This is a genomic window from Pantoea sp. Cy-640, assembly GCF_011752635.1.
GTDB classification, from domain to species: domain Bacteria; phylum Pseudomonadota; class Gammaproteobacteria; order Enterobacterales; family Enterobacteriaceae; genus Pantoea; species Pantoea dispersa.
The window spans coordinates 617,704-634,760 of record NZ_VWXB01000002.1 but is presented as its reverse complement, the minus strand read 5'-3'; the positions used below and the strand labels follow the sequence as shown (position 1 = coordinate 634,760).

Annotated in this window: 14 protein-coding genes; 9 read left to right on the top strand and 5 right to left on the bottom strand. The window is 56.5% G+C overall.

The annotated features are described in order from the left end of the window. Positions 1 to 38 precede the first annotated feature (38 nt). Complete coding sequence (locus tag F3J36_RS08535; protein ID WP_166719448.1) at positions 39 to 1,007, bottom strand: GlxA family transcriptional regulator; 969 nt, start codon at positions 1,005 to 1,007, stop codon at positions 39 to 41. Between the two features lie 112 nt (positions 1,008 to 1,119). Between F3J36_RS08535 and F3J36_RS08530 the strand changes: the two genes are divergently transcribed. The 4 genes from F3J36_RS08530 (at position 1,120) to F3J36_RS08515 (ending at position 6,176) form a co-directional block, all read left to right on the top strand. Continuing rightward, positions 1,120 to 1,761, top strand: a complete 642-nt coding sequence (locus F3J36_RS08530) for an HD domain-containing protein (RefSeq protein ID WP_166719447.1) — start codon at positions 1,120 to 1,122, stop codon at positions 1,759 to 1,761. Between the two features lie 594 nt (positions 1,762 to 2,355). After that, a complete protein-coding gene (locus tag F3J36_RS08525) occupies positions 2,356 to 3,090 on the top strand; it encodes a gluconate 2-dehydrogenase subunit 3 family protein (protein ID WP_166719446.1) in 735 nt (244 codons plus the stop codon). Next, positions 3,087 to 4,862, top strand: coding sequence for a GMC family oxidoreductase (locus F3J36_RS08520; RefSeq protein ID WP_166719445.1), 1,776 nt, complete (start codon positions 3,087 to 3,089; stop codon positions 4,860 to 4,862). Before F3J36_RS08525 ends, F3J36_RS08520 begins: the two co-directional genes overlap by 4 nt. Positions 4,863 to 4,880: 18 nt before the next feature. Beyond that, the gene (locus F3J36_RS08515) at positions 4,881 to 6,176 is read left to right on the top strand and encodes a cytochrome c (protein WP_166719444.1); all 1,296 of its coding nucleotides are present in this window, start codon (positions 4,881 to 4,883) and stop codon (positions 6,174 to 6,176) included. Positions 6,177 to 6,289: 113 nt separating this feature from the next. Here the strand turns inward: F3J36_RS08515 and F3J36_RS08510 are convergent, their stop codons facing one another. The 3 genes from F3J36_RS08510 to F3J36_RS08500 all read right to left on the bottom strand — a co-directional run bounded on the left by F3J36_RS08510 (position 6,290) and on the right by F3J36_RS08500 (position 9,012). After that, positions 6,290 to 7,357, bottom strand: a complete 1,068-nt coding sequence (locus F3J36_RS08510; RefSeq protein WP_058770269.1) for a mechanosensitive ion channel family protein — start codon at positions 7,355 to 7,357, stop codon at positions 6,290 to 6,292. A 417-nt stretch (positions 7,358 to 7,774) separates the two neighbouring features. Further along, complete coding sequence (locus F3J36_RS08505; RefSeq protein ID WP_058759072.1) at positions 7,775 to 8,353, bottom strand: YceI family protein; 579 nt, start codon at positions 8,351 to 8,353, stop codon at positions 7,775 to 7,777. Positions 8,354 to 8,634: 281 nt separating this feature from the next. Next, entirely contained in the window at positions 8,635 to 9,012 is a 378-nt protein-coding gene (locus F3J36_RS08500; protein WP_166719443.1) for a helix-turn-helix domain-containing protein, read from the bottom strand. A 101-nt stretch (positions 9,013 to 9,113) separates the two neighbouring features. Between F3J36_RS08500 and F3J36_RS08495 the strand changes: the two genes are divergently transcribed. Continuing rightward, a complete protein-coding gene (locus F3J36_RS08495) occupies positions 9,114 to 9,842 on the top strand; it encodes a 3-oxoacyl-ACP reductase family protein (RefSeq protein ID WP_166719506.1) in 729 nt (242 codons plus the stop codon). A 58-nt stretch (positions 9,843 to 9,900) separates the two neighbouring features. Here F3J36_RS08495 and F3J36_RS08490 read toward each other — a convergent pair whose 3' ends face one another. Then, entirely contained in the window at positions 9,901 to 10,680 is a 780-nt protein-coding gene (locus F3J36_RS08490) for a MipA/OmpV family protein (protein WP_166719442.1), read from the bottom strand. A 125-nt stretch (positions 10,681 to 10,805) separates the two neighbouring features. Here F3J36_RS08490 and F3J36_RS08485 point away from each other — a divergent pair, with 125 nt between their 5' ends. The 4 genes from F3J36_RS08485 (at position 10,806) to F3J36_RS08470 (ending at position 17,001) form a co-directional block, all read left to right on the top strand. Continuing rightward, the gene (locus F3J36_RS08485; protein ID WP_021509002.1) at positions 10,806 to 11,501 is read left to right on the top strand and encodes a response regulator transcription factor; all 696 of its coding nucleotides are present in this window, start codon (positions 10,806 to 10,808) and stop codon (positions 11,499 to 11,501) included. Then, positions 11,498 to 12,670 carry an ATP-binding protein gene (locus F3J36_RS08480; RefSeq protein WP_166719441.1) on the top strand — a complete coding sequence of 391 codons (1,173 nt, stop codon included), beginning with the start codon at positions 11,498 to 11,500 and terminating at the stop codon, positions 12,668 to 12,670. The genes F3J36_RS08485 and F3J36_RS08480 overlap by 4 nt, the downstream gene beginning before the upstream one ends. A gap of 97 nt (positions 12,671 to 12,767) precedes the next feature. After that, complete coding sequence (locus F3J36_RS08475; RefSeq protein WP_166719440.1) at positions 12,768 to 13,937, top strand: efflux RND transporter periplasmic adaptor subunit; 1,170 nt, start codon at positions 12,768 to 12,770, stop codon at positions 13,935 to 13,937. Further along, positions 13,921 to 17,001 carry an efflux RND transporter permease subunit gene (locus F3J36_RS08470; RefSeq protein ID WP_166719439.1) on the top strand — a complete coding sequence of 1,027 codons (3,081 nt, stop codon included), beginning with the start codon at positions 13,921 to 13,923 and terminating at the stop codon, positions 16,999 to 17,001. The genes F3J36_RS08475 and F3J36_RS08470 overlap by 17 nt, the downstream gene beginning before the upstream one ends. Positions 17,002 to 17,057 lie beyond the last annotated feature (56 nt).

Sequence of the window (17,057 nt, the reverse complement as noted above, 5' to 3'; positions counted from 1 at the left end):
TGGCGCAGCCGGACGAGAATGCAGACAGCGATGCACACTCAGCGCGGCGGCGGGAACATTTTGCGATACAGCGACGGCGTCATGCCGGTCACTTTGACAAACGCGCGGCGCATCACATCGGCACTGTGATAACCGCAGGCCGCCGGGATCGCTTTGAGCGGCAGCTCACCGGCATCCAGCAAAGCCCGCGCGTGGCTGATGCGTGCCTGCTCCAGCCATGCGCCAGGCTGGATCTGCATCTCCTGCTGAAACAGACGCGCTAAATGCCGCGTACTGAGGTGCATGTGCGCCGCCAGGTCTTCCAGCCCGCGAATCTGTGCCAGATGCGCGATTGCCCAGCGCTGCATCTCCTGAAAGGCGCTGCGACCGGCCAGGGACACCTGCTGTTTACGCACAAAATGTCCCTGTGTGACCGGGCGCTGGAAGAACATCACCAGGCTGGCGGCCACCTCCTGCGCCAGCTCGCGCCCGAGATCCTCTTCCACCAGCCGCAGCGCCAGATCCAGTCCGGACGTCACCCCCGCTGCCGTGCGTAATGCACCATCCGCCACATACAGCGCATCGGCTTCGACCTGCGCATCGGGTAGCAGTAATGCCAGCCGTTCCGCACACGCCCAGTGAGTAGTGACTTTCCTGCCGTTCAGCAAACCCGTTTGCGCCAGCAGCAGCGCCCCCGTACACACCGAGCCGTAACGCTGGCTGCGCTGACAGAGCGCGATAATCTGCTGGCGCTCACTGGCGGAAAGCTGCATCTGGCTGGCGTCAGGTGCTCCGGCAACCAGAAAGGTATCGGCGCGATGCTGTGTCGCCGCCGTTAGCGCAACGTCGGCTTCCAGCCGGACACCAGACGAGCAGCGGATGCTGGTGTGCTGCAGCGACATCACGCTGAGCTGATACACCTGACGATGCAGCAGCCGATTTGCCTCGGCAAACACATCCAGCGGCCCGGAAATATCCAGCAGCTGGGCGCCGGGAACGGCCAAGAGGGTAATGTTATGGTGAGTCATTGTCTGGCTGTCCGCTTAAATCGCAATGTCAGAAATCATCGTTAAACAGAGATTCATGACATTGTCGCGCGGCTTTATGCTGAACGCAACTTCACTAAGCGGAGACATCACCATGAGTTTTACGATTAACGGCATTCGTATTCCGGACAGCAAAATGGCGCGCGATGCTACCGCGCTGGTACGTGACATCGAATCGGATCTGTTATTTCATCACTCCAGCCGCGTTTTTTACTGGGGCGCTTTGGCAGGTCAGCGACTGGGCGTCAAAGTGGATGCCGAGCTGCTTTACGTTGGCTGCATGTTTCATGATGTGGGCCTGACGCAACAGCATTGCAGTTGCGATAAGCGCTTTGAAGTCGATGGCGCCAATGCGGCGCGCGATTTTCTGCAACATTATGGGGTTGCCCAGGCGGATATTGATAAAGTGTGGACGGCGATTGCCCTGCACACGACGCCCGGCATTCCGCAATTTATGGCCGGGGAAATCGCCCTGGTGACGGCCGGCGTTGAGATGGATGTGCTGGGTATTGACTATGACCACTTCAGCGATGAGCAACGTGAAGCCGTGGTGCAGCAGCATCCCCGTCCGGCACAGTTTAAAGAAGAAATTATCCAGGCATTTTATGATGGCATTCAACACAAACCGGCGACGACTTTCGGCAACGTGAAAGCTGACGTCATCGCTGATAAGCAACCGGCATTTCGCCCGATGAATTTTTGCCGGGTTATCCGCCAGTCGCGCTGGGCGGGTTAACGTGGACAGCGGAGATAGCTCACCGCGAACGGGAGAAATGGCGACGGAAGCGTGCGCTGTGAATCCCGGCAACAAAATTAACTCGTCGAACATTGTCAGCAGGAGAGAATTTTCGTTGCTACTATAGTGACGCAACACACAGCTCAAGCGTTGCGACGAGAATTTTTCCTCTAGTTTTTTGTTATGCCCGCTCTGCGGGCATTTTTTTATGCCAGAAATGGACTGCCGTCCCCTGCCGCTGCCGTGCTGCCTGATGTCCGCTGGACATATACCCGGTACCGGATGTTAATGAAAACGACCATTTCATCACAATTCGCCCACCACGCATGTATATCTTCGTTACAAATAGGGTGACAAAATGACCTTGTTTCATATGGTACAACACCGTTTCACCATGTAAAATCGCAACGACTATCCCGTAAGACTGCTTACAGCATGCATCGATCCCTGAGAGATCGGGCTGCCGCATGGCCAGAGGATTGAATGCAGAAAAACAATTAGTTGAGGTTATTTATTATTCCCCTGGGAAAGAAAGGGGGTGGGCAAAAGCAAGTAGTGCAAAGCGCCATGTCTTTGTACTCAGGAATCATTTGAATGAAATCAAAAGAGCAACCAATCAAAACATCCAGAAGGTCATTTCTGCAGAAAACCCTTTCTGTTATCCCCTTCACCGCGCTTGCAGGCACCACAGCAGTGAGCGCGATGGCTTCTGCAGCTCCGGCTAAAGAAAAAAGTGAGACCTATCACTACGTTCCGGTATTTTTTAATAATGACGAATGGCGATTTATTTTATCCGCAACGGACCTGCTGATTCCTGAAGACGAATTCGGCCCCGGTGCGGTGAGTGAAGGCGTGCCCGTTTACATCGATAAGCAAATGGAATTGCCTTATGGCTATGGTTACCTGTGGTATATGAGCCCGCCATTTCAGGAGTCGATTCCTGAGATGGGATACCAGACTAATCTGGTGCCACGGGAAATTTACCGCCGGGGTATTATCAACCTGAACAAATACTGCCGTGAAAATTTCCAGAAAAATTTCGCAGATTTAAGCAAAGAAAAACAGGAAGCAATTTTACACGATCTGGAGTCGGGAAAAATCGTGCTTGAGACTATTTCAGGCAAGTTATTTTTCTCTCAGTTACTACAGAACACTAAAGAAGGTTATTTAGCCGATCCGGTGCATGGCGGTAATCAAACCATGGCATCCTGGAAATTGATTGGTTTTCCGGGCGCGCGCGCGGACTTTATTCAGGTTATGGAGAACCCCGATAAACCTTATCCTTTAGGCCCTGTAAGTATTTCTGGCAAGTATGGTGCAAAAAAATGACGATTAAAAAAGAACCTGTAGATGTAGTTATTGTTGGCTTTGGCTGGGCTGGTTCGTTGATGGCGATGGAATTAGCCTCAACCGGGTTAAAAATTGTTGCGCTTGAACGAGGAGAACAGCGAGATACTTACCCTGACTTTGCCTATCCCCGTATCATTGATGAGCTGACATATGGTGTCAGGCTAAAACTTTTTCAGAACATATCCAAAGAGAGCGTGACGGTAAGGCATACCACGAAAGATACCGCTTTACCTTATCGCCGCATGGGTTCTTTTTTACCCGGCGACGGCGTGGGCGGCGCTGGCGTACACTGGAATGGTCTACTGTGGCGGCCACTGGAAGCGGATCTCCGACTGAAAACCGTGGTGACTGAAAAATATGGTGCCAGTTTTATTCCTGAGGGTATGACGCTGCAGGACTATCCTTTCAGCTACAGTGAAATAGAACCCTATTTTGATAAGTTTGAGAAAATTTGTGGTGCGTCAGGCCAGGCCGGGAACCTGAATGGCAATATCATCGAAGGTGGCAACCCTTTTGAAGCGCAGCGCGTGAATCCTTTCCCGACCAAACCGTTGCTTTACCAGTATTCTGCCATGCTGTTTGAAAAAACCGCGAAAGAACTGGGCTACAATCCTTTCCCGGGTCCCGCCGCCATCTGCACTGAGGCATATACCAACCCGTACGGCGTTGCGCTGGGCGTCTGTAACTATTGTGGTTTTTGTGAGAAATTCGGTTGCTATAACTATTCTAAAGCGTCGCCACAAACCAGCGTTATCCCCGCCCTTAAGCAATACGATAACTTTGAATTACGCTGTAAATCACATGTGCTTCGCGTCAATAAAGACAACACGGGTAAACTGGCCACTGGCGTAACCTATATTGATGAAAATGGCAGTGAAGTCGAACAACCCGCCGCGATGGTTATCCTCAGCGCCTTCCAGTTGCATAATGTCCGGCTGCTTTTGCTGTCTAAAATCGGTAAGCCTTATAATCCCGAGACAGGTGAAGGCGTGGTTGGCAGGAATTATGCCTATCAAATGTTAGGCGGCGCAAAACTGTTCTTCAATAAAGAGACCTACTTTAACCATTTTGCCGCCACCGGTGCGTCAGGCGCCTATATTGATAATTACAACAGTGAAAACTTCGATCACTCTGCTGCAGGCTTTATTGGTGGCAGTACGGTCTCTGCGCATGTTACCGGCGCCCGGCCTATTGAACAAACTGTCACGCCTAAAAATGCGCCTAAATGGGGCAGCGGCTGGAAAAAAGCAATCAGGGATAGCTACCTGCATAATATGAGCATTGGCGTCAGTTCATCCGTCATGCCTTATAAGCAATGTTATCTTGATCTTGACCCGACCTATACCGATGGTTATGGGCTGCCTTTATTAAGAATGACGTTTGACTGGCAGCAGAATGAACTCAAAATGACCCAGTTCATGGCGGGCAAAACGGAAAATATCATTAAGGCTATCGGGCCAGACTCTTACGACATGGGCTTTAAAAACTTATCTACGCATTACGATGTTCGTCCTTATCAATCTACCCATACTACCGGTGGCGCCATAATGGGTGACAGCCCGGCGACCAGCGTGGTGAATAAATATCTGCAGTGTTGGGACGTGTCCAACGTTTTCGTGGCCGGCGCCAGTTGCTTCCCACAAAACCATGCATACAACCCCACGGGAATCGTCGGCGCAACCACGCTATTTTCAGCTAACGCAATCAAAACGATTTACCTGAAAAATCCAGGCCCAATGGTTCAGGCTTAAGGGGATAAGGATAAGAAGATGAAAATGACCTGTTTGAAATGGCTGTCCTTATTAACACTATTCTGTGCTTTATCCTCTGCAGCGGAAGATATCTCTCCGGAACTCATCAGCAAGGGTAAATATATTGCCACTGCCGGAGATTGCGTTGCCTGTCACTCGATTGCCGGAAAAGAGAGCTTTACCGGCGGATTAAAAATGATGACGCCGGTTGGCGCAATTTATTCGACCAATATCACCCCGGATAAAGCCACCGGTATTGGCGAATATACCTATGACGACTTTGCTAAAGCATTACGTCAGGGAATAGCGAAAGACGGGCGCCATTTGTATCCAGCGATGCCTTATACGGCTTATGCCAAAGTTAACGATGAAGATATGCATGCTTTGTATGCTTACATGATGCATGGCGTAACGGCGGTTCATGCGGAAAACAGAAAAAGCGATATTCCATGGCCACTGAATATGCGCTGGCCACTGGCCCTGTGGAATCTGGCTTTCCACGACGATAACGCTTACGCAGCGGATACCACCAAAAGTGCGGAGTGGAATCGTGGCGCTTATCTGGTGCAGGGATTGGGTCACTGCGGCACCTGTCATACCCCGCGTGGCATTGCTTATCAGGAAAAATCGTTAGATCAGCAGGGTAAAACGTACCTGACCGGCGGGACACTGGAGGGCTGGCATGCGCCGGATCTGACCGGCAACGCGAAGTCAGGACTCGGCAGTTGGTCAAATGAAGATATTGCGTTATTCCTGAAAACCGGTCGTACCAACACCTCAGCCGCGTTCGGCTCTATGACGGATGTGGTAGAGCACAGCACGCAATATCTCAGCCAGGCCGATCTTGCAGCGGTGGCGAGCTATTTAAAATCACTGCCGGCTTCCGCCCCTGATGCGCCGTCTGCGCCATCCGCCGATACCACCACTGCCGCGCTTATCCGGGGAGACATCAGCGTACCCGGTTCACGGCTGTATATGGATAACTGCTCAGGTTGCCACCGCCTGGACGGCAAAGGCTATGCCAAAACTTTCCCTTCTCTTGTCGGTAACTCAGCGATCCTGAGTGATGATCCTTCATCGGTGATTAGCATTGTACTGCGCGGCGGCAAAATGGCTGTCACGAAGGAGGCGGTCACCGGGCTGGCTATGCCTGATTTTGCCTGGCGGCTCAACGATCAGCAGGTGGCGGATCTGGTGACATTCATTCGTAACGGCTGGGGCAATCAGGCACCTGCGGTAAGCGCGGATCAGGTGGCAAAACTGCGTAAAGATCTGCCAAAGGCAGCGGAGGCGTATAAGGAAAAGAGTCAGTAAAAACGGACGGAGAAAACGCCCTGTTCAGGGCCCCGACAAGGGCCCTGATAATGACGCCGGATAGCAATGGCAACCTGAGCAACTACCGTGCAATGCCCCATCGCCAGCCTGCACTATGCTTTGTCGGCGTCGGTCAGGGTGGCTCTCACCTGTGGCAGACTCTGCGGGTAATTCTGCTGAATGAATTCAATCATTTTCTCGCGTACATAGCAGCGCAGATCCCATGCCGTCGGTGAGTTCTGCGCGGTCATCAGTAAACGGATGGTCATGGTTTTTTCCGTGGTATCGGTCACCTGCAGTACCTGAGTTTCACGATCCCAGAGCCGGGTCTCATTGAGGATTTTTTCAAAATGCTCGCGCAGCGGCGCCAGCGGCATCGAGTAATCAACATAGAGAAACACAGACCCCAATATTTGCGCATTATTTCGCGTCCAATTCTGAAATGCATTCTCGGTAAAATAGGTGATGGGCAGCACCAGACGGCGTAAATCCCAGATGCGCACCACAACATAAGTCAGATTGATTTCCTCAATCCAGCCCCACTCCTTTTCGACCACCACCGCATCGTCAATTTTTATCGGTTGGGTGAAAGCAATCTGAATGCCGGCAAACAGATTCACCAGCGACTTTTGCAAAGCGAAACCAATAATGATACCGGCGACCCCGGCACCCGCGAGGATGGTGGTGCCGAATTTACGTACACCGGGGAAGTTGAGCAGAATTAAACTCAGGCAAAACAGTACCAGGATGACGATAGCCACTTTTTTAACATAGATTAATTGCGTACGAATTTTACGCGCACGCAGGTTGTTCGACAGGTTGATATCGTAGCGAATAAACAACATATCCTGCGCTACGTTAATCAGACGAATCAAAATGGAACAGAACGATAAGATGATAAAGATATTAAGCGTGGTGGCGATAAAGCTCAGTGACCCAGGATCAAGATGCACATAATTCATCCCCATATTGATCAGCAGTAATGGAATGAATAAAAATAACGATCCCCGCAGATGCTTTTCCAGCGATTTAAACAGCTTGCGATCGCGGCTTTGCCAGTAGCGGATAAACCTGAGAAGAAGAAAGCGGGCCAGAAAACCCAGCAGTAGCGAGAGTGTGACGAGCAATACAGCAGGTACCCATGTCGGCGCACCAGATAACTCACCAGGAAGTAATGGCATGATATTCCCTTCTGTTCAGCTAACAACCGTGGTTGTCAGATAAGTCACCAAAATCAGTAACCGTTATCGTGCCGGTTATCTGCTAAACCCATGATTTCGCACTTCAGTGGGTAAAAATATAGTTCACTGGCCGCTGTTAGCAGGGTAAAAACCCATCAGGTAATCAGGCGCTGTACTGGCGATCATCGCAAGGTTATGAATTGGTGGTTTTTTTCGGCTTTATTGCTAAAGGTCTGAAATTGCAGGCAGGTGATGAGGCAAAGCGTCAGAGGGTGCTGACGAGAAATGCGCTGACAGGCAGTGATGCTGCACTCGGGGAAGAAGTACAGACAACCTGTTGCGCCAGCTCGCGCTGAACACGCGCATAGCGCAGCAGGTTGATGCAGAGAAAAAACGCGCGATTAAGCGCGCAATGCATTATTTGGCATACGCCTCGGTAGAGAGCGTAATCGTCACTTCGTCGCCCACGGCCGGAACATATTTATCGATTTTAAAGTCCGAGCGTTTAATGACGCCGGTGGCATCAAAACCGATCGCCTGCTTTTTAACCATAGGGTGCATATCCTGTTTGTTCAGCGTGGCATGCAGCACAACCGGCTTAGTGATCCCTTTGATGGTTAAATTACCCTGCACATCATATTTATTATCGCCTTTGCTTTCCACATGGGTGCTGTGGAAGGTGGCCTGAGGATATTTTTTAACGTCAAAATACTCATTACCCAAAAACTCTTTGGTCAGCGCTGGCACATGCGTGTCAATCGTTTTTAACGGCAGGGTCACATTAACCTGTGACTTTTCCGGGTTTTCTTTATCAAAAGCCAGCTGACCGGAAACATCAGAAATATCAGCAGTCGGATGAGAGAAACCAAAGTGATTCCATGCGATCACCACAGAAGTATGTTGCGGGTCAAGGTTATATTCCGTCGCTGCGGCATGTGACAGGGGAACATATAATGCCACCAGAGAAAGCAGCGCCGTTTTTTTCAAAAATTTCATGGAAACATCCTCAAATAATCAAGTGCTAATACTGTAGCGCAAACCTGCAGAGGTGTTATTGAAATCATTTGCTTTACCCATTCAAAATTTTTAACCGTTTTTTCCTGCACACAAATAATAACGCAGCGTGAAATTTCCTGAAATGACGTAATTAAATTCCGGCGAGTCGAATTTAATAATTCCGTTTTTATGTGGGCTAATTTAGCGGCGAGGAGAAGAACGGCAAACCATGTTGAGCATGCGATTAACAGACCGCCTGAATAGCCGGCGGCCGCCACGCTTTATTCTTCGCTGGCACGACGTTGATCATAGACAATCTGTGCCTTTTCAATCGCATCGCCCTGCTCTCTGGCCCACTTCACCAGCGCAACAAACGGATCCTGCAACGTCTGGCCCAGCGGCGTAATGGCATATTCCACCGCCACCGGGGACGAGGCGATCACGCGGCGGCTAATCAGGCCGTTACGCTCCAGCCGGCGCAACGCCTCCGTCAGTGCCTTGTGGGTAATCGGATCAAGACGGCGCTTGATCGCGTTAAAGCGCGCGGGTTCAGTGCACAGCACGGTCAGAATTAATACCGACCACTTATTGGCGACCTGTTCCAGGATTGGACGGGTGCTGTTGATCTCTGCCAGCAGCGCCGAGATATCAGTCGGCATGGGGTTTCCTTATGTATATCTAATGTAGATAAGGTGCGTAATTGACACTAAATATACGAAATGTATCATCAGCCGTCCACCCCTCTCATTCTGGAGCAGCCATAATGAAACTCGAAGGAAAAGTCGCGCTGGTGACCGGCGGCGGCAGTGGTATCGGCCTCGCCATCGCGCGCCGTTTTGTGCAGGAAGGTGTCCACGTTTTCATCACCGGGCGACGCGAAGCGCTGCTGGCCGAAGCCGTCACGCTGACTGGCGGTCGCATTGAGGCGATAGCAGGCGACCTCACCAGCGCAGACGATGTTGCCCGTCTGTTTGACACCGTGCAGGCCCGCGCCGGACGTCTCGATATTCTGGTGAACTCCTCTGGCGTGGCTGAACCCGCCAGCCTCGAAGAGACCAGCGCAGAGCACTTTGACCGCACGTTCGGCCTCAACGTGCGTGCCATGGTATTCACCGTACAGCATGCGGTGAAGCACATGACGGAAGGCGGTGCCATCGTGCTGGTGGGATCGATTGCAGGCGGCATGGCCAATCCCGGCTATGGCGCTTACTCGGCCAGCAAAGCCGCGGTGCGCGCCTATGCCCGCACCTGGAGCAGCGAACTGGCACCGCGCGGCATTCGCGTCAACACGCTTAGTCCTGGCCCGACGGACACGCCGATGTTTGACCAGGTCAGCGACGAGGTACGACAGACATTCAGCGCGCAGATACCGGCCAAACGCCTCGGCCATCCTGACGAAGTTGCGGCGGCCGCCCTGTTCCTCGCATCGGACGAAAGTGTTTATATTACCGGCAGCGAACTGGTGATTGATGGCGGCATGTCCGCGTAATAGTTGTCGTGCTGCACAGCGCGCCGGCCGGGCGTTGTGCAGCCACCGATAACGTTTCTCAGAAGGTGTAGCTAAAGCAGACAGTGCCGGTGACCTGATCGCGCCGGGACACGATCGGGCTGTCCGCGGCGCGATCGCCCAGCCAGCTGTAACCCGCGCTGACCAGCGTGCCCCAGTGAGCATCAAACTGGTGGCTCCAGGTGAGCGTAGTCGCAACACCATAGAAGCCGCCGCCGGCATCGTAGCGTGAAAACCGGCTGCGGCTGCTCTGGACATCGCTCACGCCATACCAGGTATTCATATAACGCGCATCGCCAAACAGTGCCGCCGTCTGCAGTGCAACGGTATCGCTGTCGCGCTGGACGGGCACCAGCGTAACGGATGCCTGATAGTTCACGCCCTGATCATCGCTAAGCGGCAGCACCGCTTTGCCCTCTGCGCTCAGCCACGGCGTGAGCTGCCAGCCCAGCGCCAGTGCAGTATTGACCGTCGCATTGATGTTTCCCATGCCTTGCAGCCGGCTGGCGCCGTCGCGCCACGTTGAATCTTTATCGCTTCGGCCCAGGCCATAACCCAGCGTGTGTTCCAGATAAAACCCGCTGTCGCTCTGCAGGTCGTACCCGATGCCTTTCTGGGCATCAGCAAAAAATGCGCCATCTCTGGCCTGGAAAATCGGTACCGGCTGCACCCGTGTTTTATTCGATCCGCTGTAGCGTGGCGCGAATTGCGCCCCCGCGCCGAGCGTCAGGCTGGTCTTTGCGTCGCCATCCGCCCTGGCGGCAGCGGAAATCATGAGTAGCAGATGGGTCATGTACATCAGCGTTTTTCTGGTTATCATCGTGTCACCTCTTTATCGGTCCGTTTACCGCCCCTTGCCCGGGCAGCCGCAGCGCGAGGCCGAAGTATCCCGGGGCTGTGTCAACAAACAGCCAGGGATTTATGAAGAAACTGTCAAGGTGAGTTATGCAGACCAAAAATATCCTGATTATTGAGGACGACGCTGACGCGGCTGAGGTGCTGGAGGCCTATCTGCTACGGGAAAATTATGCGGTGCGTGTTGCCGCGGATGGCCTGAGCGGACTTGAGCTGGCCCTGCGCTGGCAGCCCGATCTGATTTTGCTTGATGTGATGCTGCCCGGCCTGAACGGCACCGAGGTGCTGGCAAAACTCCGGCGCAGCAGCGAGGTGCCGGTGATTATGGTCACGGCCATGGGCGATACGCCCGATCGCATCGGTGCGCTGCGCTACGGCGCGGATGATTATGTGGTCAAGCCTTACCATCCCGGCGAAGTAGTGGCACGCGTGCAGGCAGTGCTGCGGCGCAGCGCGGTAAAAACGCCGCAGGAAGAGATCCTGCGCTGGCAGGGGCTGGAGGTGAACAGCGGCGCGATGACGGTTACCGTCACGCAGGCCTCCGGTAACGTGCTTTGCGTTGATACCACGCCAACCGAATTCACGCTGCTGGTCACGCTGATGCGCGCACCGGTGCGCGCGCTGAGCCGCCCGTTTTTGCTGGAGCAGTGTATGCCGGACAGCGACGCGCTGGAGCGGGTGATTGATACCCACGTATATAACCTGCGCAAAAAGCTGGAAGCGGCCGGTATGGCGGGCGTGCTGCTCAACGTGCGCGGCGTAGGCTACCGGTTCCGCCAGCCATGACAGAAAAATCTCCACAAACGCTTTGGCGCTGGCTTTGTCTGCGCATTCTGACGCTGGCTATCGGTACCGTGGTACTGATTGCTTTGTGCATGTGGCTGCGCTTCACGGTGCAGTACCTGTGGATCACGCACCATATGCCGCCGGCGGTTCTGCGTGAATTTCTCGCCCTGCGTGCGCATCCGGAACGCGATCCCGCGCGCTTTCACCAGATCATTGATAGCTGGTGGGGCATACGCTACTCCGATCCGTCCATTGCTTCCTCGGACTGGATCACCGTCGGCATCCTGGTACTGGTGACTATTCCGTTTATTGCCTATTTCGGGCTGCGCCACGCGCGCCCGCTTTCTGCACAGTTCAGCCAGCTCAGACGAGCGGCAGACCAGGTGACCGCAGGCGACTTCGGTGCACAGGCGGCGTTGACACCGGCAGCGCCCGCCGAACTGGCGCAGTTCGCGCACAACTTCAACGCGATGACGCGCCAGCTGGCGCGTTACGACAAAGAGCTGCGTACGTCGCATGTCGCCATGGCGCATGAGCTGCGGTCGCCGCTCAACGCCGCCATGGTGCGTCTGCAGGCGCTGCTTGATGGCGTGTTCAGCGCTGACTCACGTCAGCTCGCCCTGATCATGGCGCAGCTCAGTTGTCTGCACCGGCTGATCGATGAGCTGCATCTGCTGTCACTGGCGGATGCCGGCCAGCTCACGCTGGAGAAAGTCCGCTGCAACCCGGCCGATATCCTGCGCGAGCGCCTGCAGTGGATCAAACCGCAGCTGGATGAAGCGCGCATCAGCACCGGGGTAGCGCTGGCTGAGGAGACATTACTGCCGGTCGATCCGTTCCGACTCGGGCAGGTTTTCACCATCCTGCTGGAAAACGCCCTGCGCTACGCCGGAAGTGGCAGCCAGCTGCAGCTGCGCACGCGCAACACCGTTGATCATTACGAAATCACCGTGCAGGACAGCGGCCCGGGCGTTCCTGCGGCGTTTCTGGCGTTGATGTTCGAGCGTTTTGCGCGTGGTGAGGCGTCACGCGCCCGCCACTCGGGCGGCAGCGGGCTGGGCCTGTCGATTGCGCGGGCGATTTGCCAGGCACACGGCGGCACGATTAATGCCACGCTGCCCGCAGCGGGAGGCTTGCAGATACAGATTTTGTTGCCGCGCAACGCCTGACGTTGTTGCCCTTCTTGACACGCTCTTGATGGAACATCGCCGGATTCTTGATAATCGCACGGTGTAATGGCGCAAATACCGATAAAGGAAATGCGCCATGACCGACGAGCTTCCCTGCCTGATCAAACAGGGTGTGCGCCACCTGCTCAACCCGCGCCACCTGATTTCCCTGCTGCCGCTGCTGCCCTGTCTGCTGCTGACGGCCCTGCTGCTGACCGGCTGTGACCGCAAGCGTTCACCCATGCCGCCACCACCGCGTCCGGTAAAGTTCATCACGGTTGGCCCGCCCGCGCTCGCCGGGCAGCAAACCCTGACCGGCGAGATCCGCGCGCACGATGAAACCTCGCTGAGTTTCAGGCTGGAGGGGCGGATTCTGTCGCGCAGCGCCGATGTCGGCAGCCGCTTCAGGCAGGGAGAGACGCTCGCGGTGCTTGACAGCCCCGGCGCGCTGAATCAGCTGGCGAGCGCACAGGCGGAGCTGAACAGCAGCCGCGCGGCCGAAAAGGTGGCGGCCCTCAATCTGCGCCGCATGCGGCTACTGATGCCGTCCGGGGCTATTGCCCGCGCTCAGCTCGATAGCGCCAGCGCCGACTGGCAGGCTGCGCTGGCGCGGCGGCAGAGCAGTGAAGCGGCATTGAAAAATGCGCAGGATAGCCTGCGCTGGACCCACCTCACCGCGCCTGACGATGGCGTAGTGACGGGCGTCAGCGCCGCAGCCGGTCAGGTGGTCAGCGCCGGTCAGACGGTGTTTACCGTTGCGACCGGCACAGGCCGTGACGTGGTGTTTGACGTTGCCACACCTGAAACCCTCGATCGCCGGGCCAGTGCCCGCTTCCGCGTTGCGCTGTTGCAGAATCCGTCCGTGATAGCCGAAGCGCACCTGCGTGACGTCAGTCCACAGGCCGACGCCCAGACACGCAGCTGGCGGGTGCGCATCACACTGGACAATCCTCCCGCAGAGATGGTGCTGGGCGCCAGCGTCGCCGTCACCCTGCCGCTGATTGACACGACGGCGGATGCGGTGATGGCGATTCCGGCCACCGCGCTTACCCGCCAGGCAGGCCAGCCGGCGGTGTTTATCCTTGACCCGGTGAAAAACTGCGTTATCCGGCGCACGGTCGCGATTGCCGGCTACACGGCAGATGCGGTATGGATTCGCGCCGGTATCATGCCGGGCGATCGGGTGATCACGGCGGGCGTCAGAAGCCTGCGTGACGGTGAGCGCGTTGCCGGCAGCCAGGAGGATCAGCATGAAACCGGCGTTTAATCTTTCTGCCTGGGCGCTGAAACAGCAGCAGCTGATGGCCTTTCTTATGTTGCTGATCGTGGCAGCGGGCATCGTCAGCTATGAAAAACTCTCGCGCAACGAAGATCCGGCGTTCACCATCAAAACTGCGGTGGTGTCTGCGCAGTGGCCAGGTGCCGACATCAACGATACGGTCAGACTGGTCACCGATCCGCTGGAGAAAAAGCTGCAGGAAATTCCCTGGCTGGATTATGTGCAAAGTGAAACGCACGCTGGCCGCACGGTCATTTTCGTCAATCTGCGTGACGACACCCCGCCCGCGCAGGTGGCCGGCATCTGGTACCAGGTGCGTAAAAAAATGCAGGATGTGACCCCGGCTTTGCCGCAGGGCGTGCAGGGCCCGGCGGTCAACGATGAGTTTGACGATACCTTTGGCACGATTTACGGCTTCACCGCTGACGGTTTTTCCCCGCGCGAGCTGCGGGACCGGGTGGACGACATCCGCCGCGATCTGATGAGTCTGCCGGATGTGGGTAAGATCCAGCTACTGGGCGAGCAGGAAGAGCAGCTGGTGGTGGCCTTTTCCCCGCGCCAGCTATCCGCCATGGGGCTGGATTTGCAGCAGGTAGCAGAGGCGCTGCGGGCGCAGAATGTCGTCGAGCCGGCGGGCAGCGTGCGCACCGCCACCGATAACATCGCCCTGCGCGTGAGCGGCGCGTTCAACAGCGAGGCGAGCCTGCGGGCGGTTACGCTGCGCGTTAACGATCGCTATGTTCCGCTGACGGCGATAGCCACCATCACGCGCCGCCCCGCCGAGCCGCCTGCTCCGCTTTTTCGCGTTAACGGCCAGCCGGCCATCGGACTGGCCGTGTCGATGGCCGCCACCGGCAACATGCTGGAGTTTGGCCAGGCACTGCGGACGCGCATGAAGAGCGAAGCCAGCCAGCTGCCGCACGGCATTGAGATGACGCGCATCGCCGATCAGTCAGCGGTAGTACAACAGGCCGTCAGCGGATTTGTCGATGTGCTGGGCGAGGCAGTGATCATCGTGCTGGCGGTTTCGTTTGTCTCGCTGGGACTGCGCGCCGGACTGGTGGTCGCGGCGGCGATCCCGTTGGTGCTCGCCATGACGTTTATCGGCATGCATCTGGCCGGTATCGGCCTGCAGCGCATCTCGCTGGGCGCACTGATCGTAGCGCTGGGCCTGCTGGTAGACGATGCGATGATCACGGTGGAAACCATGGTGGCGCGGCTGGAGGCAGGCGATTCCCGCATCGGCGCAGCGACCTGGGCGTTCAGTACCACCGCCTTCCCGATGCTGACCGGTACGCTGGTGATGATTGCCGGTTTTATTCCGGTCGGCTTTGCCGCATCCAGCGCGGGCGAATATTGCTATACCCTGTTTGCGGTGGTGCTGATGGCGCTCATCAGCTCATGGCTGGTGGCGGTGCTGTTTTCACCGCTGACCGGCAGCTGGCTGTTGCCGGCCACGCTAAAGCAGCACCGCGCCGGAAACGGGCGCCTCAGCCAGTGCTATCGCCGCCTGCTGAGCAGCGTGCTGCGCCACCGCATGCTGACGCTGGCGATGGCGTTGCTGGCGCTATTGCTGGCCGGCGTCGGCACCACGTATATGCAGGGCGAGTTTTTCCCGGCCTCCGATCGGCCGGAGCTGCTGGTGAGCCTGGCGCTGCCGGCCAGCGCGTCGCAGCAGGCCACCCTGCGTCAGGTGCAACGCCTTGAGCGGATTGTCTCCGCCAGCCGGGATGTTGACCACTATTCGTCTTACGTCGGCACCGGTGCGATACGCTTCTACCTGCCCATGGATGTGCTGCTGGACGATGAAAACAGCGCTCAGCTGGTGGTGGTGGCCAAAAGCCTGGCCGCCCGTGAACGACTGCAGCGCTCGCTGGATGCGGTGCTTGCCCGGGATTTCAGCGACATCACCACGCGCGTCGCGCCGCTCGAGCTCGGTCCGCCGGTAGGCTGGCCGATTCGTTATCGCATCAGCGGGCCGGATTATCGCCAGGTGCAGCAGCTGGCAGAGCAGCTGGCCGCCGTACTCGGCAGCTCAGCGCTGACGCGTGACGTCAATCAAACCGCCGGTGAGCCCGAACGCGTAATCACCTTGCAGGTGAATCAGACGGCAGCGCGCGCAGCCGGCCTCTCTTCTGACCTGATTGCTCAGTATCTGCATACGCTCTGGTCAGGAACGCTGATCACCACGGTACGCGATCGCAACCGGCTGATTGATGTGGTGCTACAGGGCAACGCTGCAGCGCGCCATGACCTGAGCAGCCTGTCCGGACTGCTGCTAACCGCGCCGTCGGGCGCAAAAATTCCGCTGACGCAGGTCGCAACACCGCAGTGGGGGCTGGAGGATCCCGTTATCTGGCGACGCCAGCGCCTGCCGTTTATCACCGTTCAGACCGATACGGCGCCGGGTTTGCGCGCGGAAGCCGTCTCCGCCGCACTCACGCCGCTGATTGCCACCTTCAGGGCCAGCTTGCCGGCCGGTTACCGCCTGAACGAGGACGGGGCGGTAGCAGAGTCTGACAAGGGCAACCAGTCGGTGATCGCTATCCTGCCGGTCACGCTGCTGTGCATGCTGGTGCTGCTGATGTTACAACTGCGGCGGATTTCCCGCCTGCTGCTGGCCCTGCTGATGGCGCCCTTTGGTCTGCCGGGCATTGTGCTGGCCATGCTGCCGACCGGCACGCCGATGGGCTTTGTGGCGCTGCTGGGTGTTATTGCTCTGGCTGGCATGATCATCCGCAACGCGGTGATCCTGATCAGCGAGGCAGATAACAACGTTGATGCAGGTATGCCGCCGGATGCCGCCATTGCGGCTGCGGCAGAACACCGCGCCCGGCCGATCGTGCTCACCGCCAGCGCCGCGATTCTCGGTATGATCCCCATCTCGCGTCAGGTTTTCTGGGGACCGATGGCGCTGGCGATTATCGGTGGGCTGTTAGTGGCGACGCTGGTGACGCTCACGGTTTTACCCGCGGCGATGAGTCTGGTGATGCAGGCAGCAGCCCGTCGTGACAAACTGAAATCGCTGCGCTGGCGGCCGTTCAGAAAATAACCGCCTGCTGGTCAGCCCTGCTGGCATGGGGCAACGAAAGGTTTATCCACAGGGTT